At 60.3% G+C, this 21,800-nt stretch carries 22 protein-coding genes; 13 read left to right on the plus strand and 9 right to left on the minus strand.

Translation table 11 applies throughout. The features are described 5' to 3' along the window. Window positions 1-21: 21 nt before the first annotated feature. The 3 genes from FBZ97_RS09540 to FBZ97_RS09550 form a co-directional block, all read right to left on the minus strand. Window positions 22-726, minus strand: a complete 705-nt coding sequence (locus FBZ97_RS09540; protein WP_113329654.1) for an ABC transporter permease subunit — start codon at window positions 724-726, stop codon at window positions 22-24. 10 nt (window positions 727-736) lie between these two features. Continuing rightward, window positions 737-1,462: an ABC transporter permease subunit gene (locus FBZ97_RS09545; RefSeq protein WP_113329653.1), complete on the minus strand. Its 726-nt coding sequence runs from the start codon at window positions 1,460-1,462 to the stop codon at window positions 737-739. Window positions 1,463-1,562: 100 nt separating this feature from the next. After that, window positions 1,563-2,402 carry a transporter substrate-binding domain-containing protein gene (locus FBZ97_RS09550; protein WP_113329652.1) on the minus strand — a complete coding sequence of 280 codons (840 nt, stop codon included), beginning with the start codon at window positions 2,400-2,402 and terminating at the stop codon, window positions 1,563-1,565. Between the two features lie 193 nt (window positions 2,403-2,595). Between FBZ97_RS09550 and hutC the strand changes: the two genes are divergently transcribed. Further along, the gene (gene hutC, locus FBZ97_RS09555) at window positions 2,596-3,351 is read left to right on the plus strand and encodes a histidine utilization repressor (RefSeq protein WP_113389345.1); all 756 of its coding nucleotides are present in this window, start codon (window positions 2,596-2,598) and stop codon (window positions 3,349-3,351) included. A gap of 88 nt (window positions 3,352-3,439) precedes the next feature. Here hutC and FBZ97_RS09560 read toward each other — a convergent pair whose 3' ends face one another. Together FBZ97_RS09560 and FBZ97_RS09565 are read right to left on the minus strand one after the other, a co-directional pair. Further along, window positions 3,440-3,787, minus strand: a complete 348-nt coding sequence (locus tag FBZ97_RS09560; RefSeq protein WP_113389344.1) for a hypothetical protein — start codon at window positions 3,785-3,787, stop codon at window positions 3,440-3,442. A gap of 137 nt (window positions 3,788-3,924) precedes the next feature. After that, complete coding sequence (locus FBZ97_RS09565) at window positions 3,925-4,362, minus strand: Lrp/AsnC family transcriptional regulator (protein WP_015343394.1); 438 nt, start codon at window positions 4,360-4,362, stop codon at window positions 3,925-3,927. A 143-nt stretch (window positions 4,363-4,505) separates the two neighbouring features. Between FBZ97_RS09565 and FBZ97_RS09570 the strand changes: the two genes are divergently transcribed. Further along, a complete protein-coding gene (locus FBZ97_RS09570) occupies window positions 4,506-5,555 on the plus strand; it encodes an ornithine cyclodeaminase (RefSeq protein ID WP_145318792.1) in 1,050 nt (349 codons plus the stop codon). A gap of 66 nt (window positions 5,556-5,621) precedes the next feature. Here FBZ97_RS09570 and FBZ97_RS09575 read toward each other — a convergent pair whose 3' ends face one another. Then, window positions 5,622-6,941 carry an MFS transporter gene (locus FBZ97_RS09575; RefSeq protein ID WP_145320008.1) on the minus strand — a complete coding sequence of 440 codons (1,320 nt, stop codon included), beginning with the start codon at window positions 6,939-6,941 and terminating at the stop codon, window positions 5,622-5,624. A gap of 239 nt (window positions 6,942-7,180) precedes the next feature. Between FBZ97_RS09575 and FBZ97_RS09580 the strand changes: the two genes are divergently transcribed. Then, window positions 7,181-8,065, plus strand: a complete 885-nt coding sequence (locus FBZ97_RS09580) for a LysR substrate-binding domain-containing protein (RefSeq protein ID WP_145318795.1) — start codon at window positions 7,181-7,183, stop codon at window positions 8,063-8,065. A gap of 274 nt (window positions 8,066-8,339) precedes the next feature. Next, window positions 8,340-10,136 carry a PAS domain-containing sensor histidine kinase gene (locus FBZ97_RS09585; RefSeq protein WP_145318799.1) on the plus strand — a complete coding sequence of 599 codons (1,797 nt, stop codon included), beginning with the start codon at window positions 8,340-8,342 and terminating at the stop codon, window positions 10,134-10,136. Window positions 10,137-10,166: 30 nt separating this feature from the next. Here the strand turns inward: FBZ97_RS09585 and FBZ97_RS09590 are convergent, their stop codons facing one another. Further along, window positions 10,167-10,631 carry an Lrp/AsnC family transcriptional regulator gene (locus FBZ97_RS09590; RefSeq protein ID WP_069610343.1) on the minus strand — a complete coding sequence of 155 codons (465 nt, stop codon included), beginning with the start codon at window positions 10,629-10,631 and terminating at the stop codon, window positions 10,167-10,169. Between the two features lie 124 nt (window positions 10,632-10,755). Between FBZ97_RS09590 and alr the strand changes: the two genes are divergently transcribed. Together alr and FBZ97_RS09600 are read left to right on the plus strand one after the other, a co-directional pair. Continuing rightward, window positions 10,756-11,889: an alanine racemase gene (gene alr, locus FBZ97_RS09595; RefSeq protein ID WP_145318802.1), complete on the plus strand. Its 1,134-nt coding sequence runs from the start codon at window positions 10,756-10,758 to the stop codon at window positions 11,887-11,889. A 31-nt stretch (window positions 11,890-11,920) separates the two neighbouring features. Further along, on the plus strand, window positions 11,921-13,171 hold the full coding sequence (locus tag FBZ97_RS09600) for a D-amino acid dehydrogenase (protein WP_145318805.1): 1,251 nt from the start codon (window positions 11,921-11,923) through the stop codon (window positions 13,169-13,171). Window positions 13,172-13,232: 61 nt separating this feature from the next. On the opposite strand, the gene FBZ97_RS09605 is transcribed toward FBZ97_RS09600, so the two are convergent. Next, the gene (locus FBZ97_RS09605) at window positions 13,233-14,429 is read right to left on the minus strand and encodes an MFS transporter (RefSeq protein WP_145318808.1); all 1,197 of its coding nucleotides are present in this window, start codon (window positions 14,427-14,429) and stop codon (window positions 13,233-13,235) included. Window positions 14,430-14,548: 119 nt separating this feature from the next. Between FBZ97_RS09605 and FBZ97_RS09610 the strand changes: the two genes are divergently transcribed. From FBZ97_RS09610 to FBZ97_RS09635, 6 genes are all read left to right on the plus strand, one after another. Further along, window positions 14,549-15,385 (plus strand): helix-turn-helix transcriptional regulator, encoded by an 837-nt coding sequence (locus FBZ97_RS09610; RefSeq protein ID WP_145318811.1) that lies wholly within the window; start codon window positions 14,549-14,551, stop codon window positions 15,383-15,385. A 62-nt stretch (window positions 15,386-15,447) separates the two neighbouring features. Continuing rightward, window positions 15,448-16,224 carry a precorrin-6A synthase (deacetylating) gene (gene cobF / locus FBZ97_RS09615; protein ID WP_145320010.1) on the plus strand — a complete coding sequence of 259 codons (777 nt, stop codon included), beginning with the start codon at window positions 15,448-15,450 and terminating at the stop codon, window positions 16,222-16,224. 57 nt (window positions 16,225-16,281) lie between these two features. Then, window positions 16,282-17,709, plus strand: coding sequence for a precorrin-3B synthase (gene cobG, locus FBZ97_RS09620; protein ID WP_145318813.1), 1,428 nt, complete (start codon window positions 16,282-16,284; stop codon window positions 17,707-17,709). Window positions 17,710-17,711: 2 nt separating this feature from the next. Further along, a complete protein-coding gene (locus FBZ97_RS09625; protein WP_145318816.1) occupies window positions 17,712-18,344 on the plus strand; it encodes a precorrin-8X methylmutase in 633 nt (210 codons plus the stop codon). Next, window positions 18,341-19,078 (plus strand): precorrin-2 C(20)-methyltransferase, encoded by a 738-nt coding sequence (locus FBZ97_RS09630; RefSeq protein ID WP_145318819.1) that lies wholly within the window; start codon window positions 18,341-18,343, stop codon window positions 19,076-19,078. The genes FBZ97_RS09625 and FBZ97_RS09630 overlap by 4 nt, the downstream gene beginning before the upstream one ends. Continuing rightward, complete coding sequence (locus FBZ97_RS09635; protein ID WP_113389337.1) at window positions 19,075-19,839, plus strand: precorrin-3B C(17)-methyltransferase; 765 nt, start codon at window positions 19,075-19,077, stop codon at window positions 19,837-19,839. The genes FBZ97_RS09630 and FBZ97_RS09635 overlap by 4 nt, the downstream gene beginning before the upstream one ends. On the opposite strand, the gene FBZ97_RS09640 is transcribed toward FBZ97_RS09635, so the two are convergent. Further along, window positions 19,803-20,573 (minus strand): cobalt-precorrin-6A reductase, encoded by a 771-nt coding sequence (locus FBZ97_RS09640; RefSeq protein ID WP_145318822.1) that lies wholly within the window; start codon window positions 20,571-20,573, stop codon window positions 19,803-19,805. The genes FBZ97_RS09635 and FBZ97_RS09640 overlap by 37 nt on opposite strands. Between FBZ97_RS09640 and cbiE the strand changes: the two genes are divergently transcribed. Next, window positions 20,557-21,798 (plus strand): precorrin-6y C5,15-methyltransferase (decarboxylating) subunit CbiE, encoded by a 1,242-nt coding sequence (cbiE, locus tag FBZ97_RS09645; protein ID WP_145318824.1) that lies wholly within the window; start codon window positions 20,557-20,559, stop codon window positions 21,796-21,798. The genes FBZ97_RS09640 and cbiE overlap by 17 nt on opposite strands. The last annotated feature ends 2 nt before the right edge of the window (window positions 21,799-21,800 follow it).

A 21,800-nucleotide genomic window follows, 5' to 3' on the forward strand; every position in this document is an offset into this window, starting at 1 on the left:
ATTTGCCTGCTCCAGTAAGCTTTAAGCCTTCAGCGCCGGCGGGATCGCACGGCGATGGCGGGACAGAGAATATTCCAGCAGGGCCATGGCCTGCAGAATGATGAAATTCAGCACGAGGTAGATGATCGCCGCGCAGATGAAGACCTCCATCGTGCGGTAGGTTTGCGAGATCAGCCGCTGCGCAACGCCCGTGACCTCCCAGACCGTGACGAGGCTCGCGAGCGCGGTCGACTTCATCATCAGCACGATCTCGGTCGAATAGGCTGGGAGCGCATGCCGGAAGGCGATCGGCGCGATGATGCGACGCACCAGCAGGAAGCCGGACATGCCGATCGAACGGGCGGCTTCGATCTCCTTCGGCGAAACGGCACGGATGCCGCCGCGAAAGATCTCGGCCGAATAGCCGGCGGTGCAAAGCGCCAGCGACAGGATCGCGCAGACGACCGGCTCACGCAGGAATGGCCAGAGGAACGAATAGCGGATGATGGAGAACTGCGCCAAACCGTAGAAGACCAGGAACATCTGGATCAGCAGCGGCGAGCCGCGGAAGACGAAAATATAGCCCTTGGCAAAACCCGACAGGATCGGATTGCCGCTGACGCGCATGGCGACGATGACAAGCGCCAGAATGCCGCCAAAGAAGATCGACAGGAAGAACAGCAGCAGCGTCATCGGCACTGCCTTCAGCAGTGTGACCATCGTGCTCGAAAGGAAATCGAAATCCATACCGTCCTCCTCAAGCCTGGCCGATCGTCGCAGCCGGCATGCTGCGATTGGCGCGACGTTCAGCCTTGTTGAAGATGCGATCCGATAGGCTGGTCAGGACCAAATAGAGAATGCCGCCGGCTATGAAGAAGAGGAAATACTGGCGGGTGGAACCGGCAGCCACCTGACTGGTGCGCATCAATTCCGCAAGGCCGGTGACCGAGATCAAAGCGGAATCCTTGAGGCTGAGCTGCCAGACATTGCCGAGCCCGGGAATGGCGAAGCGGAAGACCTGCGGAATGATGATGCGACGCAAGCGCAAACCGCGATGCATGCCGATTGCGGACGCCGCCTCAAGCTCTCCCTTGGAAATGGCGAGATAGGCTCCACGGAAAACCTCTGCCTGATAAGCGCCGGAAATGATGCCGACAGCGAGAGCACCGGCGGCAAAGGATGGCAGGCCGAGAAAGCCTTCATAACCAAGCCATTTGCCGATGGAGGTTACCGCCGACGACCCGCCGAAATAGATCAAATAGATAATCAGAAGTTCGGGCACACCGCGGAAAACGGTAGTGTAGATATTGCCGAGCGTCTTCAACACCATGCTTCCCGAGAGCTTCGCGAAGGCAATGGCCGCGCCGAGGACGGCCCCGATGGCCAAGGCGGTCGCCGTCACGGCCAGCGTCATCAAGGCGGCAACAAGCAGCAGCGCGCCCCACCCGTTCGAGCCGAAGCCCAGCAATTGCAAGCTTGCCATAGATCCAATCCCTGTCCGTGGCAGTTTCAGGCGTCAGGATACCATAGGGTCTCCGGCCGCAAAGCCGGAGACCGATGATAACGGCCCAAAGACGTACTCATCAATTCGGGCTGACGTCGACCTTGAACCACTTCATCGACAAGGTCTTGATGGTACCGTCGGCAAGCGCGGACTTGATCGCCTCATTGAACTTGTCGCGCAGGTCGGTATCCGCCTTGCGGATGCCAAGGCCTTCGCCTTCGCCCCAGATGGAACCGGCGATTTCCGGGCCGGTGAAGGCGAGCGAATCATTCGCGCTGGCAAAAGCGTTCGCGAAGTAGACGGCATCGTCGAAGCCGAGATCGATGCGGCCGTTCTGCAGGTCGAGATCGCGGTCGGCGCCGGTCTTGTACTCGCGGATCGTGGCGATCGAGCCGAAATTGTCATAGACGAACTTGGCATAGACGGTTGCGGCCTGGATGCCGATGGTCTTGCCCTTGAAGGCTTCCTTCAACACGTCGATTTCCTTAACGCCGGTCTGGCCGGGGGTCATCTTGATCGTGGTGCCGGTGCCGGCAGCATTGGCAAGCGGGCTGTCCTTGGCGGTCGCAAAAGCGGCAGGCGTTGCAGCATAAGGAATGGTGAAGCCGATGACCTGCTTGCGCTCGTCGGTGATCGACAGAGCATCCATGATGACGTCGAACTTGCCGGCGTTCAGCGCCGGGATCATGCCATCCCAGTCGGAAGCGACGAGCTTGCAATCGATCTTGGCGCGTTCGCACAGAACCTTGGCAAGCTCCGGCTCGAAGCCGCCGAGCGTACCATCGGCGTTCGTCATGTTCCACGGCGCGTAAGCACCTTCCAGGGTGATCGTTGCCGTCTTCCAGTCCTTGGCGAAGGCCGGCGCGGCAAAAGCGGCGGCAGCCACGACGCCTGACAAGAGAATTGCACTGAATTTCATCGTGTAGAGCTCCTCTGAGGTTGAAATAAGCCTTGCAGCATTTCCTACCGATCTTCGCCGGCTTGCCCGCTTTCCCAATTAATTTTTAGGATTGATTGCGAGGTTGTATAGGGTACCATATGTGATAATTTATGATATGCAAGTGGGAAAGTTGTTTTCGAGGCAGATTCACTCTGTGCAAAGGGAATAGGCAATGAAACGTTCCGGCGAGATGAAACGCGAACTGGCGGAAAATGACGCCGCGCCCCTCTATGCCGGCGTCAAGCAGATGATACTCGACCGCATTCATAGTGGCGAGTGGCCGCCCAAATATCGCGTTCCCTCCGAAAACGAATTGGTGGTCGAACTTGGCGTCAGCAAAATGACGGCCAATCGTGCGCTGCGGGAACTGGCCAATGAAGGCGAGCTCGTTCGCATCCAGGGCGTCGGCTCCTTCGTCGCCGAGCGCAAGGGCGCCTCCGCCCTGTTCGAGGTCCGCAACATCGCCGAGGAGATCGCCGAACGCGGCCATTCCCATCAGGCAAGCGTAGTCGTTCTCGCCCGGGAAGCCGCATCGCCCGACATTGCCGACGCATTGGAACTCGACATCGGATCGCCGGTTTTCCATTCGCTGATCGTGCATAGCGAGAACGGCGTGCCCGTGCAGATCGAGGACCGGCATGTCCATCCGGACGCCGCACCCGACTATCTGCAGCAGGATTTTACCGACATGACGCCGAACGCCTATCTCTCGGCCGTTGCTCCGCTCAGCGGCTCGGAACATGTCGTCGAAGCCGTCATGCCGCAAGCCTGGGAATGCAAGCTGCTGACGATCCTGAAGACCGAACCCTGCCTGACGATCTGGAGGCGCACCTGGTCGGCGCGCGGCGTCGTCTCCACAGCGCGGCTGGTTTATCCGGGACATCGCTATCGGCTGGAGAGCCAAAGCGGCAAACCGTCTGATCGTTAGTTGTATATGGAAGATATGAGCATTCATTCGCTTTGAGAAAGCGCAAAGGATGCAGGAGGGGTAGAATGGGCTGGGTGCTGTCGGCAAATTACGATGCCTGCAGCATGCACTCCATAAATAATGCGCCCAAAAGCAGGCCCGAAACCGTGGCAAGCACTTTCAAGATCGCGCGCTCGATCCTGAGGCACTTCTGCGGCAGGATGAGCGCGAGCGACTCGCTTGCAGCTGCAACCAATATGCACACAAGAGCAATGATGCGGCGGTCTTCCGGGTAAGCCATGACAAACAGAAACCCCAGAAGGCCGAACGGGATAACGCTATCGATACTCGCCATCGCCATGAACGGATACTTCGTCCCGACCGGAACGACCGTCGTCACGGCGATCAGACCGAGCACGATCCAGGCAAGGGCGTGGGCAAGCAGAGCAAGTTCCATACGAAAATCATAACAACAAGCCGCGAGTTTTCAAGCTACGGGGCACGGCCTGTCTGCGCTTCCGTTCGGCAGCACGAGAATCCACGATGGCTGGCTGTATACGGCTTCGCATCGGCCACATCCGCCAACGATGCCTCTCACAGGCTGCTCAGCAAAAGGCTTGTCTCGCTGTTCGCAACGCCATCGATCATCCGCACTTCGCGCAAGACCCGATCAAAGTCCGACAGGCTGGTCGCTCGGATATTGGCGACCAGATCCCAATTGCCATTCGTCGTATGCAGCGAATATATTTCGGGAAGGCCGCGCAGTTTACGGATGACCTGCGTCGTCGATTTCCCGACGACTTCGATCATCATGACGGCATGCACGGTCTGCTCCTCATAATCTTCCCGAACCCTTACGGTGAAGCCAAGCAGCGTGCCGGTCTCTATCAGTCGATCCAGCCGGTTCTGCACCGTACCACGCGCGACGCCCAAGACATCGGACAGTTTGGAGAGCGAAGCCCGCCCGTCAGCGCGCAGATGAGCGATGATACGCCGGTCGAGATCATCGGGAATATATTTGGCGAGCGTCATCGCACGATCCTGATCTTGTTCAATCCGTCAAAAATTATGGGTAATTTGTGCAAACCCATACCAAAACTGGCACAGTTTTGCGATTTCAGTCAATCGATCCGCTTGATACCCTATGGGAAATGATTTCCATCGAGGATACGAGAATGTCCGCACCGCTCCCATCGGAAAGAGCTTTCATTCCCTTCGTCAGCGTCGAGAACATGATGCGGCTCGTCCATCACATCGGCATCGAAAACGTGCTCATCGAACTCACCGACGCCATCGAAGCGGATTTCCGCCGCTGGGACCTCTTCGACAAGACGCCCCGCGTCGCTTCCCATTCGCATGACGGCGTCATCGAGCTGATGCCGACCTCGGATGGTGCCGTCTACAGCTTCAAATATGTAAACGGCCATCCAAAGAACATGGCGCAGGGCCTGCAGACGGTGACCGCCTTCGGCTTGCTTGCGGAAGTTTCGACCGGTTATCCCGTGCTGCTAACGGAAATGACGCTGCTGACGGCGCTGCGCACTGCGGCAACCTCGGCGATGGCGGCTAAACATCTGGCGCCGGCCAATTCACGGCGCCTCACCTTGATCGGCAATGGCGCACAGGCCGAATTCCAGGCGCTGGCGATGAAGGCGGTGCTCGGCATAGAAGAGGTCCGCCTTTACGACATTGATCCCAGAGCAACGGAAAAGACCGTCCGCAATCTCGCAAAGACCGACTTGAAGCTCGTGCCCTGCACCTCGGCACAGGCGGCGATCGAAGGTGCCGACATCATCACGACCTGTACGGCCGACAAGCAATTCGCGACCATTCTGACTGACAATATGGTCGGTGCCGGCGTGCACATCAACGCCATCGGCGGTGATTGCCCCGGCAAGACTGAGCTTCACCGCGATATCCTGCTGCGCTCCGACACTTTCGTCGAATATCCGCCGCAGACGCGCATCGAGGGCGAAATCCAGCAGATGGACCCGGATTATCCGGTCACCGAACTCTGGCAGGTCGTGAGCGGCCGGGCACCCGGCCGCAGCAGCGACCGGCAGATCACGCTGTTCGACAGCGTCGGCTTCGCGATCGAAGATTTCTCCGCCCTGCGCTACGTTCGCGAGAAGCTGGCGGGCACGAACTATTTCCAGAAGCTCGACATCATCGCCGACCCGGACGATCCGCGCGATCTCTTCGGCATGCTGCTCAGGGCAGCCTGACGAAAGGTAATGACGGCCATTTCCACGGCCGCCATCAAACCCACCCGTCCTTCACGCCAGGCGAATTCAGCCTTTGCTGCCGTAAGCAACCAGTTCCGGCTCGCGGACCCGCCCATTCAAAGAGAAGGCCAGCAGGGCCGACAACAGCATCAGTGCGCCTACGATGAACATCGGCAGCTCATAGAGGCCGGTCGCATCCTTGACGAGACCGGTCACATAGGGTGCGGCAAAGCCTGCGATATTGCCGATCGTGTTGATCAGGGCAATGCCCGCGGCAGCCGCCGGCCCGGTCAGGAAGCGCGACGGAATGGCCCAGAAATTCGGCAGGGCGGAAAAGATCGCGCAAGCCGTCAGTGTGATCATCACGATCGTCGCTTCAGGCGAGCCCATATAAAGCGCGGCCGGAATGCTGAAGGCGCCCACCAAGGCCGGAATGCCGATGTGCCACGGCCGCACACCACGTCTGGACGCATCGCGGCTCCAGAAGAAGAGGGCAAAAGCCGCAGGCAGGTAGGGGATAGCGGTAATCAGCCCCTTGTCGAAGACATCGAACTTGGTGCCAAATTTCGTTTCGAAGCCGGCAATGATCGTCGGCAGGAAGAAGGCCAGCGCATAGAGGCCGTAGATCAGGCCGAAATAGATGACCGACAGCAACCAGACGCGGCCGTCCGTCAAGGCAAGGCCGGTCATCTTGCCATGCGCCGCCGCCTTTGCCTTTTCCTCGCCGGCAAGCGCCCGGTTCAGCCAATCCTTCTCGGCCTGGGTCAGCCATTTCGCATCATCGGGGCGATCAGCGAGGTAGAACCAGGTGATGATGCCGACGATGACAGCCGGAATGGCAACGCCGAAGAACATGACACGCCAGCCTTCGAGGCCGAAGAGGCCATGCATCTGGATCAGCGTGGCCGCAAAGGGCGCTCCGACGACTGTTGTCAGCGGCTGGGCAAGGTAGAACAGTGCCAGGATCTTACTGCGATGCTTGGCCGGCACCCACATGCTCAAGAACAGGATCGCCCCCGGGAAGAAGCCGGCTTCGGCAACGCCAAGCAGGAAGCGCAGCACATAGAGCTCCGTCGCGCTCGATACCCAGGTGAACAAGAGCGCCACAATGCCCCAGCTTACCATGATGCGGGCAAGCCAGCGCCGCGCACCGTATTTGTGAAGCGCGAGGTTGCTCGGGATTTCGAGAACGATGTAACCGAAAAAGAAGATGCCGGCGGCAAAGCCGAACTGCGCCGCCGTCAGCGCCAGATCCGTCGTCATGCCGTTCGGCCCGGCGAAGGAAATCGCCGTGCGGTCAAGGAAGTTAATGAAGAACATCAAGGCGATGAACGGCACCAGCCGCTTCGAAACCTTTGATATGGCCGAACGCTCGACCTGTGACATTTCCTGATTTGCGGGCTGCAATGAAAATCCCTCCCCCGTGCTGAAATCTTGACAACGCAGCGATCCGCTTGCGTCGCTGACGTGACGGAAACTCCGACTTCCCCTCCAGTCCCTGCCTTCGGCCGCATGCGCCTTCGAATGACCTTGACCTCTAGCGGGATGGACAAGCCGCAAGCAAACGATTTAATCTCCCCATCATGTGAGGAAAAATCACATCACGAGATAGCGGAATCTAAAAAATGAGCGGCCCTCTTCCATCCTTGAATGCGCTGAAGGCATTCGAAGCAACCGCGCGGCACAGGTCGATGACGCTTGCCGCCGACGAGCTCTGCGTTACGCATGGCGCGATCAGCCGGCACATTCGCGGGCTGGAGGAGACGCTCGGCGTCATCCTCGTGACCCGCCGCGCGCATTCGACGGAGCCGACGCCAGAGGGATTACGGCTTGCGGAAGGGCTGGCGAGCGCTTTCGGCCTGATGCATGCAAGCGTCGAGCGCGTCCGCCCAAGCCCGCTGACGCTCTCCTGCTCTTCCTCGATCATGATGGGCTGGATCATTCCGCGCATCGGCCAGTTTCACGAGCGCCACCCGCATATCGCTCTTCAGTTCAACATGAATTACGATCAGATCGACTTCGTCCGAGATAAGATCAGCCTCGCCATCCGTTCCAGTGTCATCGATCCGCCGAAGGATGCGATCATCCGGGAGCTCGGAGGCGAGGCCATAGGTCCTGTCTGTTCACCGGAATATCTGAACCGCTCCGGCATTTCGCGTCCCGACGATATGGAACATGCAGCGATCCTCTCCACGCAGACACGACCGCAAGCCTGGAGCGACTGGCAGGCCATAGCCGGACAGGCGGATCTGCGTCTGACACCACAGGCGGCTTTCGATCATTTCTATCTGCTGATCCAGGCCGCCGCATGCGGCCTCGGCATGGCGGTCGTGCCGCAAATGCTCGTGCTCGATCAGCTTGCTTCCGGACGGCTGGTGGCACCTTTCGGTTTTCTGCCCGGCCCGCGCCGCATGGTGCTCTGGATCGCGCCGCACATTGCCGGAAGGCCAGATGCCCTGGCGCTCGAAAGATGGCTGACGGCCGAAATGCATGCAAGGCCGGACACCTGATAGCTCACTCGGAGCCAGGGGCGGATTGCGCTCGCCTCGGGTGAGAGGCTTTGCAATACCACCTCGAACAATCGGAAATAGTCACGACGGAAACTGCTTATGTCAGCTAAAATACATTGAAATCAGCAGTTTTTCTCTCTGCACTTCGTGAGGGATAATATGCTATGAATTCTCGCAAGCATAAGACGAGCCGGGCAATCCGTGCGGATTACGGTCGCCAAAGAGAGGATGCATCCTGAATATCGTGCCGGAACTGTCGAGACAAACGAACGAGATGGCTGCACTTATCTCTAGCTACGATTGGGCAGCCACCAGTCTTGGCCCCAGATCGGCGTGGCCCATGTGCCTTACCGCTGCAGTCGACCTCATGCTCCCTGCCCAAGCACAGATCGTCATGTTCTGGGGCGAGGACTTTATCGCACTCTACAACGATGCATACGCGCGAACCATAGGCGACAAGCATCCGCGAGCGCTCGGACGGCCTGCGCGGGAAAATTGGGCCGAACTCTGGAGCGATCTCGAACCGCTTCTTCGCTCCGTCCTTCATGATGGCATGGCGGTCGTTGCCAAGGACCGGCCCTTCTATATCGAGCGCTACGACTATCCAGAAACGGTTTACTTCGACATTTCCTATTCGCCCGTCCGCGGTACGGACGGCAAGGCGTTGGGTGTATTCTGCATCGTCAACGAGACGACGGAACGGGTCCGAACGGAACAGGCGCTGCGTGAAAGTGAAGAGCTGTTTCGCGCCGTCATCTCGCAATCGACGACAGGGTTTGCCCAGTGCGAACTCGACGGCCGTTTCGTTCGGGTGAATGAGCGTTTCTGCGAAATTGTAGGCTATTCCGAGAGCGAGCTCCTCGGCATGAAGACATACGACATCACCTATCCGGACGATTTGCATGAGAATACTCGTCTGTTCGAAGCGATGATGGCGACGGGAGAAAGCTTCGAGATCGAAAAGCGCTATGTTCGCAAGGATGGCAGCCTCGTCTGGGTCGCGAACTGCGTTTCCGCCTTGAAAGACGGTTCGGGACGCATCCAGCAGGCTGCCGCGATCGTCACCGATATAAGCGAGCGCAAGCGTGCACAGGAAGTAGAGCGGCAACTGGCGGCGATTGTCGCCTCATCGGACGACGCTATCCTCAGCATCGATCTCAACATGATCATTACAAGCTGGAATAGCGGTGCTGAGAGGCTTTACGGACAATCGGCCGAAGAGGCCATCGGCCAATCCGTGATGATGCTCGTTCCGGAAGACCGCAGCGACGAAGAGCCGGCGATCCTGGCGCGGATTCGTGCGGGCCAAAAGGTAGAGCCTTACGAAACCAAGCGACGCAACAAGAACGGCGCGCTTGTCGATGTTCTGCTTAGCGTTTCCCCGATCTATGACGTCTATGGCAGAATCGTGGGGGCGTCCAAAACTGCTCATGACATCAGCGCCAAGAAGGAGGCCGAGCGCCTGCAGACCGTGCTGGTGGGCGAGCTCAATCATCGCGTCAAGAATGTGCTCGCAACCGTGATGGCCATCGCGCGCCAAACGCTCGGGCGGGACGATGTGGACAAGGCATCCGTCGAGACATTCGAGGCGCGGCTCTCCTCGATGGCACGCGCCCACGATCTGCTGATCCACGGCCAATGGGAGCAGGCGGAATTGACCGCCGTCATTGCCCAGGCGCTATCCCCCTATCCGAAGGACAGGTTCGAAATTTTCGGACCGGCAATCAAACTTGCGCCGAGAGCTGTCGTTTCCATATCGCTTGCACTGCATGAGCTTGCGACGAATGCCGCCAAATACGGTGCGCTTTCGGTGGCGGATGGCCGTGTTGCGATCACGTGGTCACTGGAAACGGGCAAGACGGATCACCTCAAACTGCGCTGGCAGGAATCGGGAGGGCCAATCGTAAAGCCTCCGACCCGCAAGGGCTTCGGCTCCCGCTTGATCGAAAGCCTGCTGGCGGCGGAATTGAGCGGCAAGGTCCAAGTCCGTTACGAGCCGAGCGGCTTGATCTGCGAGGTGGATGCCGCCGCAGGGATCGGCTGGGATCAAGCTCACGACAAGGCAGAGTAACGCCGCACCCGGTGCTCAATCCCGGTCGATTCAACGCAGTCCTTTCGGCCGCGTCGCAAGCACATTGCGGATCGAGAAGCTCGAATGGATTCGCAGCACTCCCGGCATGGTCGACAGAATATCCTTATGGATGCGTTCGAAGTCGCCCGGATTGGCGACCTCGACGCGCAGCAGATAGTCGGAGCCGCCCGTCATCAGAAAGCACTCCTTGATCTCGGGATGTTTGCGTACCGCCGCCTCGAAACGATCGAGATGCTCCTCCGTTTGCCGCTCGAGCGTGATGTTGATAATGACGGCGATCGATGCCTCTGCCTGGGACGTGTCCACCAGGGCCGTATAGCCCCTGATCACGCCCGCCTGTTCCATCAATTTGATACGCCGCAGGCAGGCCGATGGCGATAGCCCCACCTCGCTTGCCAGCTTGGCGTTGCTGACTCGGGCATCGAGACGAAGCAAGCGGAGAATATTGCGGTCGATGGCGTCGAGAGCGGGCATGTGGATTCTTTCAAAAATTCGCAGATCCTTTCAATATCAATGCATTTAAACAATAATCAATCACTGTTTAGCGAGTAATTTCGCGATCCTTTCAATAGTCTTATTTTGAAAGAAGAGGGCGGACATGGACGGCGGTATTGTGGATTCTCTGGCGCCAAAATTGGCGATCGATAATGGAGCGTGTGGCTATCTGACGATCGATCTGGCCGCTCTGTGCCGGAACTATGAGAAGCTATCTACCATCGTCGCGCCGGCACAGACCGCCGCCGTGGTCAAGGCGGATTCCTACGGACTTGGCGCCAATCAGGTATCGAAAGCACTCTACGAGCGCGGTTGCCGACACTTTTTCGTCGCCCACTTCATCGAGGCGCTGCGGCTGCGTCCGCAACTCCGTGGCGATGCAACGATTTTTGTACTGAACGGCCTGTTACCCGGCAATGAGGCTGCCTGCGCCGATGGCGGCATCGTACCTGTCATCAATTCGCTCGATCAGTTGCGGCAATGGTCGGAGACGGCACGCTCTCTTCAGCGCAGGCTCCCCGCGGTTCTCCAATTCGATACCGGCATGTCGCGGCTCGGCATATCGCCGGAAGAAAGAAGCGCCGTCGCAGCTCGTCTGCAGACATCCGACGACATCGATATCCTGTTCATCATGAGCCACCTCGCCTCCGCAGATGAGGCCGACAGCAGGCAAAACGGCGATCAGCTTGCCGAAATGCGTTGCGTCGCAGCCGAGTTTCCCCAATACGATGTTTCGTTCGCGAATTCCGGCGGCATCTTTCTTGGTGGAGATTTCCATGGCGTACTGGCGCGGCCGGGCATCGCTCTTTATGGCGGCGCTCCGACCGGTGGCGTTGCCAATCCCATGGAGGCGGTTGTCCGGCTCGAAGTTGCCGTGGTGCAGACACGGACCGTTTTGGAAGGCGCCCGGGTCGGCTATGGCGGCGTGCATGTGACGAAAGGCAAGACCCGGCTCGCGACGATCGCCGCCGGCTACGCCGACGGCTTGCCGCGCAGCCTCAGCGATCGCGGCGCGGCCTATTACAACGGCGTGCGCCTGCCCATCGTCGGCCGCGTTTCGATGGACAGCACCACAATCGATATCAGCGCCTTGCCCGAAGGCGCGCTCTCTTTCGGCAGCATGGTGGAAGTTCTGGGAGATCATCAGACGGTGGATGATCTTGCACGCGACGCCGGTTTGATTTCCTATGAAATCCTGACCAGTCTCGGCCATCGCTTCCACCGTCAATATCGCTGACCTTCCCATCTCTCAAGTCTCTGAGGACATCATGAAAGTCGTCGTTCTGGGTGCCGGCATCATCGGCGTGACGTCAGCCTATCAGCTTGCGAAGGCAGGCCACGAGGTTACGGTCATCGACCGGCAGCAGGGGCCGGCGCTGGAAACGAGCTTCGCCAATGCCGGCGAGGTTTCCTTCGGCTATTGCTCGCCCTGGGCCGCACCCGGCATTCCCATGAAGGCGATCAAGTGGCTGTTCATGCACCACGCGCCGCTCATCCTGCGCCCGAAGGTCGATGGCGCCATGCTCTCATGGCTCATCAAGATGCTGTCGAACTGCACGTCGGAGCGTTACGCGATCAACAAGAGCCGCATGCTGCGCCTTGCCGATTACAGCCGCATTTCGCTCGCTGAGCTTCGCGAAGAGACAGGTATTGCCTATGACGAGCGTATGCAGGGCACGCTCCAGCTCTTCCGTACGCAAGCGCAGCTCGATGCATCCGCCAAGGACGTCAAGGCTCTTGCGGCCGACGGCATTCCGTATGAGGTGCTCGATCCCGACGGCTGTATTCGCGTCGAACCGGCCCTTCGGCATGTCCGCGGCAAGATCGTCGGTGGTCTGCTGACACCGAAGGACGAGACCGGCGACTGCTTCAAATTCACCAATGCGCTTGCTGCAAAAGCGATTGAGCTTGGCGTCCGGTTCCAGTACGGCACGACGATCAAGGGGCTCGACATCGAGGGCAGCCAAGTACGTGGCGTGGTGACCGATCGTGGGCGCCTGGATGCGGATGCGGTCGTCGTCGCGCTCGGCAGCTATTCACCGCTGCTGCTGAAACCGCTCGGCATCAACCTGTCCGTCTATCCGGTCAAAGGCTATTCGCTGACGATCCCGATCACCGATGCCTCGCGCGCGCCGGAATCGACCGTCATGGACGAAACCTACAAGATCGCCATCACTCGCCTCGGCGACCGCATCCGCGTCGGCGGCATGGCGGAAATCTCCGGCTATACCAATGATCTCGGCCTTGCGAGACGCCGGACACTTGAGCATTCCGTGACCGATCTCTTCCCCGGCGGCGATGTCGCCAAAGCCTCGTTCTGGTCGGGCCTGCGGCCGATGACGCCGGATGGCACGCCGGTCATCGGACCGACGAGGATCAAGGGGCTTTATCTCAATACAGGTCATGGCACGCTTGGATGGACCATGAGTTCCGGTTCGGCACGCGTCATCAGCGATCTCGTCAGTGGCCGCAAGCCTGATATCGACGCGACCGACCTCGCCATTAGCCGCTACGCCTGACAAAGGGGTCTCAACGCGGGCGCTCAAGAACAGCGGCGGGCTGATCGCCCGCCGGTTTCGATCAATGCCGCGGAATTCGTGGCAGGAAGATCGTGAATAATCCCAACAACGGCAGATACGAGCAGAGCGTATAGACGAAGGGGATGCCACGCGCATCGGCGAAATCGCCGAGCCAGGCCGCACCCAGTCCACCCGCGCCGAAGGCAAAGCCGAAGAAGATGCCGCCGATCAGTCCCACGCGGCCGGGGATCAGCTCCTGCGCAAAGACCACGATCGCCGGGAAGGCCGAGGCAAGCACGAGGCCGATGACGACGGTCAGGACGCAGGTCCAGAACAGGTTCGCATAGGGCATCAGCAGCGCAAACGGGATGACGCCGAGGATCGAGAACCAGATCACGAAACGCGCACCCAGACGGTCGCCCACCGGCCCACCCATGATCGTGCCGACCGCGACCGAGCCGAGGAACAGAAACAGCATCAGCTGTGCATCCCGGACATCGAGATGGAACTTGTCGATGACGTAGAAGGTGAAATAGCTCGAAATGCTCGCCATGTAGACGTTCTTCGTCGCCGTCAGCAGGATGAGGATGGCAAGCGCCCACATCGCCTTGTTGCGCGCGATCGGCAAGGCGCGGCTCGGGGCGGAACGCGCCGACTGCTGGCGACGATGGTTGATGAACCAGTTGCCAACCCAGCTCAGAACGATGAAGCCGATGACGGCCAGCACCGAAAGCCAAGCGACGCTCTTCTGGCCATGCTGGAGGACGAAGAACGCGGCAATCAGCGGCCCGATCGCCGAGCCAGCGTTGCCACCGAGCTGGAACAGCGACTGCGCGAGCCCGTGACGTCCGCCCGAAGCGAGACGTGCAACGCGCGAAGCCTCCGGATGGAAGACGGCCGAACCGAAGCCGATCATGCTTGCAGCGATCAGGAGCACGCCGAAACTGCCGGCATAGCCAAGCAGCACCAGGCCTGCAAAGGTGCTGACCATGCCCACGGGCAGCGAATAGGGCATCGGCCATTTGTCGGTCACGATACCGACCACTGGCTGCAGTAGCGAGGCGGTAATCTGGAACATCATCGTCAACAAGCCGATCTGCACGAAATCGAGCGCATAATTCTCTCTGAACATCGGATAGAGCGACGTCAGCAGTGATTGCATCGTATCGTTCAGCAGATGACAGGTACTGACCGCCATAACGATCGACATCGTCGTCTTTTGATATCGGGCCTGCGTACCCGCCACTTCCGCAACCATGTGGGGAATCCTCCTGCGCCGGCGAGACTTGCCGACGATATGACTTGATCCGCCTTTACCACGGCTTGCGAATGTCCTTCTTTCGTGTTTTGGTCCAATAGTTTCTCGATTGGGCCAAAATGGAAAAGCTATCGAAACAGTTGCTGGCGACCCTCGACGACGACCATGTGCGAAACATGCGCTGGATGGAGGAATCGCCAGCCGACGTGCTCGTCCATAGCGCCGAGCCGCCTCAGGGCTACACGGTTCCCTGGCATCACCACCGCCGCACGCAGCTGCTTTGCATCTTCGCTGGCGTCGCCCTGATTATGACGGCGCGCGGCCGCTGGATGGTGCCGCCCGGCCATGCCCTATTCATCCCCGTCGGGCTGGAGCATTCGATTGAGATCTTGAGCGACGTCAGCATGAAATCCGTCTACGTGACGCCGCGCGGCCAGCCGCCGAAGGATGAAGCGCCGCGTGTCGTCGAAGTGACCGATCTTGCCCGTAGCCTGCTGCTCGAAGCCATTCGGCTGCGGGAGGCGCCGGTCAGCCATCGCAAGGCCAAGCTCGTTCTGTCGCTACTGGTCGAGGAAATCGCAACGTTGCCCGAACGTCCGCTCGGCCTGCCCTTCCCGTCCGACCGCCGATTGACTGCGCTCTGCCGCGACTATCTCTCCAACCCATCGCCCAATGCCAGACTGGATGATTGGGCGGAAAAGCTCTCGGTGAGCAGACGAACTTTTACCAGGCAGTTCCGCAAGGAAACCGGCATCAGCTTCACCACCTGGCGGCAGCAGGCCAGCGTCTTTGCCTGCCTCCCACAGCTCGCAGAAGGCCAGCCCGTCACCAATGTCGCACTCGAGGCGGGCTACGAGAGCGTGGCGGCCTTTACCACCATGTTCCGGCGCATGCTCGGCACGTCGCCGCGCAGCTATATGGCCAGCCGCTGGCCCCTTGAGCGGCAATCAGCTTGAGGCCTCCTCTTGAAATGATCAGACGCTTCCGGCAAACAGCGCTGAAGAGCGAGGCAAAGCATATGCGGCATATTCACATCGTCGGTATCGGCACGGGAAACCCCGAACATCTGACCGTGCAGGCGATCAATGCGCTGAACTCCGCCGATATCATCCTCATTCCCAGCAAGGGCGCGGCCAAGAGCGAGCTTGCCGACGTCAGGCGCGAGATTTGCCAGCGTTATGTCACCAATCCAGCCACCCGCTACGTGGATTACGACGTGCCGTCACGCCAGACGGCGGACCGCAGCTATGTGCGGAGCGTCGATGAATGGCATGACGCGATTTCCGCGACCTACGAGCGGCTGTTTCTGGAACATCTGACGGAAAGCCAAAGTGCTGCCTTCCTCGTCTGGGGCGATCCCGGCCTTTATGACAGCACGCTCCGCATTCTCGAGCGTGTCGTCGCCCGCGGCAATGTTGCGCTCGACTATAGCGTTATTCCCGGCATCACCAGCATCCAAGCGCTGACGGCAAGTCATCGCATCCCCCTCAATCTGGTCGGCAAGCCGGTTCAGATCACCACCGGTCGGCGATTGGCCGAAAGCTTTCCCGGAATTGCCGAAACGGCCGTCGTCATGCTCGATGGCGAGCAGGCCTTCAGCAAGATCGACGACCCCGATGCCTATATCTATTGGGGCGCCTATCTCGGCACCAAGGATGAAATCATCATCGCGGGCAGGCTGGCTGAGGTTTCCGAGCGGATTCTTGCGACCCGCGCCGAAGCCCGCGCCCGGCATGGATGGATCATGGATATCTATCTTATGCGTAAGGGTCGGGACTTCGACGATCTCGAATAAGCGCCAAGTACCAAATCGTTTGCCCGCCGATCCGGTTTGTGCAAGGAAATGTCCCTTATGAAGGGCAGTCTTATGGTTGCGGTCGACGCGCAGACAGTGGAGGAACAAGCGTGCTTCTCTAAAGGGGGAGCTGCCGAGGACGGCGTTGCATCGCCCCTGCCCTCTATGGTTCGCGGTGCCTGCCCCTCGCTGAATGCACCGATGCAGACCGGCGACGGCCTTCTTGTTCGCTTGCGGCCATCGACTCCGGGGCTGACTATCGCGCAATTACGTCTCTTGGCGGAAGCAGCCGAGAGACACGGCAATGGCCTGATCGAGATCACTGCGCGCGGCAATTTTCAGCTGCGTGGCATGACGCCGCAAAGCATGCCTGGACTGGCCGCCGATATCGATCGGGCCGGCATCGTGCCAGAGAGCGGCGTCACGATCGAAGTCCCGCCGCTCAGCGGTGTCGATCCGTCCGAGATTGCTGATGCACGTGGGCTTTCTGAGCGTCTGCGAAGCGCCATCGATGCACTTCGTCCCAAGCCATTGCTCGCTGCAAAGCTCGCCATTATCGTTGACGGCGGCGGCCGGCTCGTCCTTGACGAACTCTCGGCGGATATCAGGCTGAAGGCTGTCACTGCCGCCGATGGCCGAAAGCTTTGGACTCTTGCCATTGCGGGAACCGAGACGACGGCCACACGGCTTGTCGCCTTGTCTGGCGAAGAAGCGATAGCCTGTGTCATGGCATTGCTCAAAGCGTTGGCGGCAATCGGCCCTCGCGCCCGCGGCCGTGACCTGGACATCGCCGCTTTAGGACTACAGTTTCCTGCCCCTTCCAGCTTCCCACGACGAGAAACTAACTCATCCGCCCTTCCTGTCGGTGTCATTCCGCTCGATAACGAACAGACCGCACTCGGATTGCGGCCCGCCTTCGGTCAAATCCACGCTCAAGACCTCATCCGATTTCTTGACCATGCAGAGATGACTGGGGCGCATGAATTACGGACCGGCCCCGAACACAGCCTGTTGCTGCTCGGCCTCCCGCGCGAGCGGATCAAAGGCATTCTCGCCGCGGCAGCTGATTGCGGCATTCAGACACGCGCCGATGATCCCGCAAATTATGCCGTTCCCTGTTCCGGTGCCGGCGCATGCGCCTCTGCCCACTACGCCACGAAACAGGCGGCCGCCGATCTGGTCGAAATCGGGCCTGAGCTGCTGGATGGTTCGTTCAAGGTGCATCTATCCGGCTGCGCAAAAGGCTGCGCCCATCCTTCCCCGGCGATGCTGACCATCGTCGGTGCTGCAACGGGCTATGCTATTGTCGTAAATGGGTCAGCATCATCAGAGCCCGTGGCTTACATCCATAAGGAAGATCTGAAATCGGCGCTGGCTGCGCTCGGGGAACTGGTGCGAAACAACAAAGCTGCTGGCGAATCGGCACAGCAGTGTCTTAAACGGCTCGGCCGGGACGCAATCGCGACGGCCTTACGACAGGGATAGAAATGCCTGACTATGACTATATCCGCGAAGGGGACGCGATCTACGAGCGCTCCTTTGCGATCATCCGCAGCGAAGCCGATCTCCAGCGTTTCCCTGAAGCCGAGGCCGATGTCGCCGTCCGCATGATTCATGCCTGCGGATTGGTGGAAGCGGCAGAACATTTTCTCTTCTCTCCCGATTTCGTCGCATCCGCCCGCAAGGCGCTGACTGACGGTGCACCGATTTTCTGCGACGCGGAGATGGTCGCCCGCGGCGTCACCCGCGCCCGTCTGCCTGCCGCCAACGAAGTGATCTGCACCTTGCAGGACCCGCGGACGGCGGAGATCGCGAAGACCATTGGCAACACGCGCTCGGCCGCAGCCATGCATCTTTGGACGGATCGGCTGGCGGGCTCTGTTGTCGCTATCGGCAACGCGCCGACGGCCCTCTTCCACCTTCTCGAAATGCTGCGCGATGGCGCGCCGAAGCCGGCTGCCATCATCGGCATGCCCGTCGGTTTCGTCGGCGCGGCGGAATCGAAGGATGCGCTTGCCGAAAACTCCTACGGCGTTCCCTTTGCCATCGTGCGCGGCCGGCTGGGCGGCAGTGCCATGACGGCAGCCGCCCTCAATGCGCTTGCGAGGCCTGGTCTATGAGTGCGCCGTTCAATGGAAACCTGATCGGCGTCGGCACCGGTCCTGGCGATCCGGAACTGCTGACGGTCAAGGCCGTCAAGGCTCTCGACCGTGCCGATGTTGTCGCTTACTTCGCCAAGCAGGGTAGAGGTGGCAATGGGAAAGCCATCGTCGGCGATCTGCTGAAGGCGCACGTAACGCTGCTGCCGCTCTACTATCCCGTCACGACCGAGATCGACAAGGACGCGCCGGAATATCTCCGTCAAATCACCGCCTTCTATGACGCCTCGGCCGAGATGGTGGCGGCGCATCTTCGCGAAGGAAAGACGGTTGCCGTACTCAGCGAGGGCGATCCGCTCTTCTATGGCTCCTACATGCATCTGCATGTGCGCCTTGCCGATCGCTTCCCCACTGAAGTCATCCCGGGCGTGACCGCCATGTCCGGTTGCTGGTCTCTTGCAGGATTGCCGATGGTGCAGGGAGACGACATTCTCTCCGTGCTGCCAGGAACGATGGCGGAGGCCGAGCTAACCCGCAGATTGGGTGATACACAGGCTGCCGTCATTATGAAGGTTGGCCGCAATCTGCCAAAAATCCGCCGCGCGCTCGATGCCGCCGGCCGACTGGAGGAAGCGATCTATGTCGAGCGCGGCACGATGGCGAACGGCGCCATGACGCCCCTTGCCAGCCGCAACGATGCCGAAGCGCCCTATTTCTCCCTTGTGCTGGTTCCCGGCTGGGAAAGCCGGCCATGAGCGGACGTCTTTATGTGATCGGCACCGGCCCCGGCAATCCCCAGCAGACGACGCCGGAGGCGCTTGCTGCCGTCACGGATGCTCATGAATTTTACGGTTACGGCCCCTATCTCGACCGCCTGACGTTGCGCAGCGACCAGATCCGTCAGGCATCCGACAATCGCGAGGAGCTGGACCGCGCCAAGGTGGCGCTGCAGCGGGCGGCAGCCGGCGTCAATGTCTGCGTTGTTTCCGGCGGCGATCCCGGTGTTTTTGCCATGGCGGCCGCCGTTTGCGAGGCGATCGATCATGGTCCGGTTGAATGGCGGACGGTAGACCTTATCGTCGTGCCGGGTATCACGGCCATGCTTGCCGTTGCGGCCCGCATCGGCGCTCCCCTTGGGCACGATTTCTGCGCGATCTCGCTTTCGGACAATCTGAAACCCTGGCCGCTGATCGAGAGTCGCCTCCGCGCCGTTGCCGAAGCGGGCTTTGTGATCGCGCTCTACAATCCGATCAGCAAGGCGCGGCCCTGGCAGCTTGGCAAAGCCTTCGAGATCCTGCGCGCCGTGCTGCCCGGCGAAACACCTGCCATCTTCGGTCGGGCCGCCGGTCGTCCCGACGAGCGCATGACAGTGGCTCGGCTCGCCGATGCCGAGGCCTCGCAGGCGGATATGGCGACCTGCGTCATCATCGGCTCTGCCGAAACGCGCGTCATTGCCCGCGAAGGACGCCCCGATCTGGTCTATACGCCGCGCTTCATCAGGGAAGAGACGAAATGATCGATCCGATCGAGCGCAGCGTCTACCGTTTCGACCACCGGCAACCCGGCGGTCTCCGCGCGCTCGACCATGATCACCTTGATTCCGAGCTGCCTTGCCGCCTCTATCTTCCCGTAGGTCGCGTCACCGCCGCTGTTCTTGGCGACGACCGCCTCGATTCCATGCCGTTGCAGCATCTCCAGCTCGTCCTCCAGGCGGAACGGGCCGCGGCTGTGGATGTAGCTGACGTCAGGCACGGTCAGCGGCGGCTCGACGGGATCGACGCTGCGGACCCAGTAATGATGCTGCCGCGCCGCGTTCGCCTGATGCGCCTCCTGCCGGCCAGTCGCAAGGAAGACACGCAAAGGCTTGGCGCCAAGTGCAGCGATGGCTTGCGAAACGCTATGTACGGAAAGCCAGTCATCGCCTTCGACCGGCATCCACGCCGGACGGCGCAATGCAAAGGCCGCCACAGCGCATTGAACAGCCGCTTGCGCGGCATTGGCGGAAATGCGGGCCGCGAAGGGATGGGTGGCATCGATCACCAGATCGATCTTTTCATCGATGACATAGCGGACAAGCCCCTCTGCGCCACCGAAACCGCCGCTGCGCACCGGAACGGGCTGCGGCGCCGGATCGGCGGTTCGTCCGGCAAGCGACAGAACAATGTCGAGATCAGTGCGCGGGGCAAGCGCCGCCGCCAGCGCTCGGGCCTCGGTCGTGCCGCCGAGGATCAGAATGCGGACCTTGCCCATGGCTGAAACACCTTCAGTTCAACGCTGGCTTACTCTTATCGGCATCGGCGAAGACGGTCCAGCCGGTGTCGGCGACGAGGCCAAGCGGCAGATCGCTGACGCGCCGTTGGTCTTCGGCGGCGTACGCCACATTGAGTTGATGAGGTCACTAATAACAGGCGAAACCCATCAATGGCTTTCGCCATTCGAAAAATCCGTTGAAGCGGTTCTTGCCCAGCGCGGCAAGCCGACGGTGGTTCTCGCCTCTGGCGATCCCTTTTTCTACGGCGTCGGCGCGACACTTTCGCGGCACATTCCGGCCGCTGAAATGACCGTTATCCCATCACCCTCCTCCTTTAGCCTTGCCGCGTCGCGCCTCGGCTGGCCCCTGCAGGAGACGACGGTTCTCTCACTCCATGGCCGGTCCATCGATCTGATCCGGCCGCACCTGCATTCGGGCCGCAAGATCCTGGCGCTGACATCCGATGGCAAAGGCCCCGCCGAATTGGCCGCCCTGCTGCACAGCTCTGGTTTCGGTCCGTCAGAACTGACGGTTCTGGAAGCGCTTGGCGGTCCATACGAAAAAGTCTCCCGGGAAACTGCGGCTAGCTTTAGCCTCTCCGGCATCAACGATCTGAACATCTGCGGCGTCGAGGTCAAGGCGGAAGCCGGCGCGCGGATTTTGCCGCTAAGCGCAGGCCTCGCCGACGAGCTTTTTGAACATGACGGCCAGATCACCAAGCGGGAGATCCGCGCGATGACGCTATCCGCGCTGGCGCCACGTTATGGTGAGCTGCTCTGGGATATTGGTGCCGGCTCCGGCTCGATCGGCATCGAATGGATGCTGGCCGATCCGTCACTGCGCGTCATTGCCATTGAGGCTTCCGTTGAACGCGCCGCTCGAATCCGCCGAAACGCAGCGAATTTCGGTGTACCGGGCCTGACCGTTGTCGAAGGCGAGGCGCCGGCTGCTCTTACCGGCCTGCCGGCACCGGATGCGATCTTTATCGGCGGTGGCGGCAGCGATGCCGGCGTGCTGGAGACCGCCATCGGCCAATTGAAAAGCGGCGGCAGGCTAGTCGCCAACGCCGTTACGACCGAAATGGAAGCCCTTCTGCTAACCGAACAGGCACGCCGGGGCGGCTCCCTGATCCGCATCGACATTGCGCGCGCCGCACCTGTCGGCCGCATGACCGGCTGGCGGCCAGCCATGCCGGTGACGCAATGGTCTTGGATCAAGCCATAATT

Origin of the sequence: Rhizobium sp. ERR 942, from assembly GCF_007828395.1 — a bacterium.
In the GTDB taxonomy this organism is placed as follows: Bacteria; Pseudomonadota; Alphaproteobacteria; order Rhizobiales; family Rhizobiaceae; genus Rhizobium; species Rhizobium dioscoreae.